Source organism: Amycolatopsis sp. NPDC039088, from assembly GCF_055598845.1.
Map to the genome: position 1 here is coordinate 64071 of NZ_JBVKAE010000045.1, position 4998 is coordinate 69068.

Sequence of the window (4998 nt, forward strand, 5' to 3'; positions counted from 1 at the left end):
CCCCTCCCTCACCCCTTCCTTCCTTCTTTTGCGGTGGCGGGTTTCCCCTCTCTTTCGTCTCGGGGGGGGGGGGGGGGGGGGGGGGGGGGGGGGAAACAAAACACCCCCCCCCCCCCCACGCCGAAGACCCTCCTCATTGGACAGTTCGGGCCGGGTTCGACGGCGTGACCCCGGGCGGCGGGTTGGTCGAGGAGGACTTGTTCAGCGAGAACGACCAGCCTTCGAAGCCACCGGGGACGACGTTGCGGTTGAGCGCGCCCTGGCTGCTGTAGGTCCAGGCGGAACCGGAACCGTCTGCGTACCAGTAACCCCAGTACGCGACCGGCGACGGGGTGATCACGCACGCTTCCTTGTAGTTCGGGTTGGTCGACAGCGGAAGGGTTTCCGTCGCGGCCGGGCGGCCCTCCAGGCGGCAGACGAAACCGAGGCCCCACTTCGCGGTCCCGGCGACGGCGATCCCCGCGTCCTGCAGGGCCTTGATACCGGTCCGGGCGGTGCCAGGGTTCGCGTTGGGCGAGCAGCGCGTGATCGTCGGCGCGGCGGTGCCGCCGTTGCCGTCCAGCTCCTGGAAGTCGACGACGACGGTGACCCCGGTGGCGGCGTCGGCGCCGGTGCAGACCCCGTTGTAGCCCTTGGCCGGATCGACCGCCTGCGCGGTCGCGGGTACGGCGATCGTCAGTCCGATAAGGACGGACGTGACGGCGAGCAGTTTTCTCATGACGAGACCCCCTTGGTCTTGATGAATCGGCGGAGCAGGAAAATCAGCGCGATCGCCGCGAGCAGCAGCGATCCGGCCAGTCCGGTCAAGCCCCACATCAGCCAGGGTGGCCAGGCGGGCTGAGCGGTGGCCTGCAACTGGGTGCCGGACGCGGCGTCGGCTTGCGAAAGCGGCAGCCGGAGCGCGGGTGACAACGGCGAATCGGCCGCGGTGAGCCACGACCGGCCCGCCACCCCCGGCGCGGCGGCCAGGCTCGTCGGGAAGTCGGTCTCCCCCTCACCCGCCACGACCGGTCCCGCGGCGAATCCGCCGTCGGCCCGCGCGAGCTTGCCCAGCGAACGCGCGGTACCGCTCGCGTCCAGCCCCGCCACCTGCCGGGCCGCGGCGACCGAAGCACTGAGCGCGACGTCCGGTCGTCCCGCCTCGCCGGTCACCAATCCCTCGCCGGTCGGCCGGACGCCGAGCGCCTTCACCGCGGAGACGACCGCCGACACGCGCCGCTCGGACCAGCCATCCGGCCGTTTCGTGGCGGGTGCGGCGTGGGTGAACGGCCGGGCGGCCAGCGCCGTGACCGCCGAGGCCGTCGCGGCGAGATCGCCGGATCCGCACTCCAAGGTGTCGAGGTGCTTCGGGAACGTGCCGTCGGCGCACTGGCGTGAGAGGAGCAATTCGACCGCGGCACCGGGGTCGGCGGCGGTGGCGAGCAGGGCCCACGCGTGGCGTTCGACCGTCTCGTCCGCGTCGGCGAAGGAACCGATGTCGGTGAACTCGCCGTCCTCGCCACGGAGTTTCACCAGGTCGGCCCGCAGTTGAACCGCGAGGTCGGCCTTCGCGAACTCGGCGACGAGCACGAGCTTCGCGAGCGGTTCGGCATAGGACGCGCCACCCTGTTCGTACGGCGCGCCGTGCGCGTAGGCCTGCACGGCTTCCGGCGTGAGCAGGAATTTCGACACGCGAGCGACCGCGTCCGGCTGCTCGTCCAGTGCCCGCAAAGCGAGTACGAGATCCGCGGTGGCGTCGTAGTCGACGTAGGTCTTGCCGTCCTCGGCGACCTCGACGTGGTCGCCGCCGGTCAAGTGGTTCGCCAGGTAGGCGCCCAGCCGGGCAGCGGGCGTCGCCGCGGACGGCGAGACCATCGCGTCCGGGGGCGCCTTCAGCACGGTGGTCTTCCTCGGTGCCGACGTGCTGTCCTTCTGCGCGCGTGCGGTTTTCGGCTTGGCCATCGGCGGCGTGACGGTGACCGTGGCCGGTTCCGCCACACTGCTCGCCGGCGGCGGCGGCCCGGCGCCCTTCGCGAGCGCGTAGAACCCGGTCTGCGCCAGCCCCAGTGAGGCCTGGGCGCCGGAGCGGATCCACGTGTCGAGCCCGCTGATCCCGTTGGTGCGTGCGGCTCTGTAAGCCGTCGGGTCGTAAGCGATCGCGCCGAGTTCGCCCGCGAGCCTGGTGCCTGAGTCGGCCGCGGCGGTCGCCTGCGCGGACTTGAGGAAACGCACCCCGCGGTCCACCGCCGCTTCCGCGCCGCCGACGTCGGCGAGCGCTTGGACGATCAGGCCGGTGCTGTTGGTGTTCGGGGCTTCGGTGCCGACGCCGCCACCCCAGCCACCGTCCGGGCTTTGGTGCGCGTTGAGCCACGAGACGGTTTTGGCGATCGGTCCGTCGAGTCCGGTCGCACCCGCCTTCCGGGCGGCCAGCAGTGCCGACAGCGCGAGTCCGGTGGCGTCACCGTCCGGCGCGGACTGGTCGGACCCCTTGCCCTCGTCACAGGTCGAGATCTTGAAGCCGCCGGGTTTGACGTGATCACCGGTCTCGGTCGTCTTGACTTCGCCGAAGAAAACGCGGAAGTAACCCTCGGAACACTGCTGGGTCAGCAGTTTGTCGATGGCGAGCCGGTCGTTCTCGCCCGCCGCCGCGAGCCCGATGACGCCGAGCGCCTGCGCGAACATGTTCGCGTTGTTGGTCACGGCGTCGGCGAGCTCGGGGTTCTTCGAATAGTCGCTGACCCGGCCCTTGTCCGGCCCCTTGCGCATGATCGCGGCCTTGGTCTCGGCGACCATGTCGTGGCCGTCGAAGTTTCGCGGATCGCGGCCGGAGACCTCGGCGGCGACCAGCGTTTTCGCCACCGCGCCGCCGACGATGACCGCGTCGTACCCGGCGCCGGGGACCAAGCCGTCCCAGGTGAAGAAGTCGGTGGCGTGGCCCTGGTCGTCGAGGAACTTCACGATCGGTTCGGCGCGCGCCCCTTCGCCCGACGCGTACATCGCGAACAGCACGTCGAGCATCAGACCGTGGTCGGGCAACGCGCCGCCGTTGGGATCGTCCAGCGTGCCGTCCGGCTTCAGTTTCGTCGCGAGCCACCGGGAATTCGCCTGTGCCGCGGCACGGTCGCTCGCGGCCGTCGCCGTGCCCGTGAGCAGCGCGGCGACCAGACCGGCGCTGACGGCGAAGGACAAGGCGGCCAGATATCCGCGGCGCATGTACTCCTCCTTTGCGGGCACGAAGGAGGACAGGCGCGGACGCCGGGGTCACCCCTGTTTATCGCGACAGTGGTTCGGACTTCTGATCGTTCATCCGCCCGTTCGGTATCCCGGCTCGCCCCGGTGAAAGGGCCCACGGTTGCGCGACAGCGCCGGATTTCGACCGGCTTCCCCGTCACGGGCGGCGGTGTTGAGTTGTCGAGCCAGCCGAGGTTAACACTCGATCACCGGCAGCAGGCACCGCTGACCAGGTCGTTGCCAGGATCACATCACCGCTCGCGCCCGGCGGTACCGCGGCACCCGGCGGAGATGAGACTCTTCGGATCGTCCGATTCAGCGCGGTCGTGGGGGAAGTCCGGTGAGAGTCCGGCGCTGTCCCGCAACGGTATGCCTTCCCGGCGAGCCCGGTCACCCACGTCGCGCGGTGTCACCACCGACTCCTGTCGTGGAAATGCGGGAAAGGGTTCTCATGAGACGTTTGTTCCTCGCCGTCGCCATGCTGTGCGGCATCGGGTTGGTCGCCGCTCCGGCGGCGGCCGCGGCCACCCCGAACAAGGCGGACGCCGCCGCGGGCTGGCTCGCCAGGCAGCTGATCGACGGAGAACGGTTCGAGGCCGACTTCGGCGGCCAGAAGTTCCCCGACCAGGGCCTGACGATCGACGCCGTCTTCGCGTTCGCCGCCGCCGGGGTGTCGGACACGAACGCGGGCAAGGCGATCGCGTGGCTGGCGAAGCCGGAGATCACCACCGGCTACGTCGGAAGCGGCAACGAGGCGTACGCGGGCGCGCACGCCAAACTGATGCTCGCCGCGCAGATCCGGGGCGAGAACCCGGCGTCGTTCGGCGGCGTCGACCTGAAGGCGGGGCTGCTCTCGCTGCTCACGCCGTCCGGCCGGTTCTCCGACCGGTCCGAATTCGGCGACTACTCCAACGCGCTTTCGCAGTCGCTCGCGCTGCTTGCGCTCGACCGCACCGCCAGTGGTGCTCCCGCGTCCGCCGTCACCTTCCTCGCGGGTACGCAATGCGCGGACGGCGGCTTCCCGCTGAACTTCGGCGAGGCGACGTGCACGAGCGACGTCGACGCGACCGCGACGGCCGTCCAGGCGTTGCGCGCCACCGGTGACACGGTGAACGCCGCCGAAGGCACCGCGTGGCTGATCACCAAGCAGCACGCGAACGGCGGCTTCGGCTTCGGCACCAACGCGCCCAACGCCAACAGCACCGGTCTCGCCGCCCAAGCCTTGGCGGGTCACCGTCCCGCCGCCGCGGCCAAGGCCCGCGAATTCCTGCGTTCGCTGCAGATCGGCTGCACCGGCGCGGCGGCGGACCGCGGCGCGATCGACTATGACGCCACCGGCCTGAACGCGTCGACCGCCCCGCGCGCGACCGCTCAGGCGATTCTCGGCCTGGCGAGGGTTCCGTTGAGCGACCTGCACGGCGGCGGCCGTCCGCAGGCACCGGTGCTCGCCTGCCCCCGCGTTTAGTCCTCTGAATGCGGGGGTGGTGGGTGGGGGCGGGTCCGGACCGAGGCTGCGGTGGACGTTCGGTACAGGTGGTCGTGAGTGGCGATTCGGGTTATTGAGAGGTAACCCAAACGTGGCGTGCCCCGGCGTGGGTCCGGACCGGCTTACGGGAGCGGGGACGGCGACTGGTCTGTCCACAAAGGACCCTATTTGCACGGGTAAGTATCCAACTTGGGTGGTATGCGTGGTTTCGCGAGCGGGCCGTGAGTGCGAAGTAGGGTTCTATTGAGGGGTAAGTCAAACGTGTCGTGTCGCGGGCTGTGGTCGCTGCTGCCTACGCGTTT

At 70.3% G+C, this 4998-nt stretch carries 3 protein-coding genes and 2 riboswitches; of the genes, 1 reads left to right on the forward strand and 2 read right to left on the reverse strand.

Features of this window, described 5'->3' with window-relative positions; all coding sequences use genetic code 11:
- Positions 1–133 precede the first annotated feature (133 nt).
- Positions 134–718, reverse strand: coding sequence for a flagellar hook-length control protein FliK (locus ACZ7KI_RS37920; protein ID WP_470277831.1), 585 nt, complete (start codon positions 716–718; stop codon positions 134–136).
- A complete protein-coding gene (locus ACZ7KI_RS37925; protein WP_470277832.1) occupies positions 715–3192 on the reverse strand; it encodes a hypothetical protein in 2478 nt (825 codons plus the stop codon). The genes ACZ7KI_RS37920 and ACZ7KI_RS37925 overlap by 4 nt, the downstream gene beginning before the upstream one ends.
- Positions 3193–3274: 82 nt before the next feature.
- A riboswitch (cobalamin riboswitch) is annotated at positions 3275–3390 on the reverse strand.
- Between the two features lie 109 nt (positions 3391–3499).
- Positions 3500–3626, forward strand: a riboswitch (cobalamin riboswitch).
- A gap of 35 nt (positions 3627–3661) precedes the next feature.
- On the opposite strand from ACZ7KI_RS37925, the gene ACZ7KI_RS37930 reads away from it, so the two are divergent.
- Positions 3662–4675, forward strand: coding sequence for a peptidase (locus tag ACZ7KI_RS37930; protein ID WP_470277833.1), 1014 nt, complete (start codon positions 3662–3664; stop codon positions 4673–4675).
- The last annotated feature ends 323 nt before the right edge of the window (positions 4676–4998 follow it).

Bases quoted from the DNA above. Each gene is read 5' to 3' on its own strand.
- ACZ7KI_RS37920 (WP_470277831.1), bottom strand. From the start codon at position 718: ATGAGAAAACTGCTCGCCGTCACGTCCGTCCTTATCGGACTGACGATC.
- ACZ7KI_RS37925 (WP_470277832.1), bottom strand. From the start codon at position 3,192: ATGCGCCGCGGATATCTGGCCGCCTTGTCCTTCGCCGTCAGCGCCGGT.
- ACZ7KI_RS37930 (WP_470277833.1), top strand. From the start codon at position 3,662: ATGAGACGTTTGTTCCTCGCCGTCGCCATGCTGTGCGGCATCGGGTTG.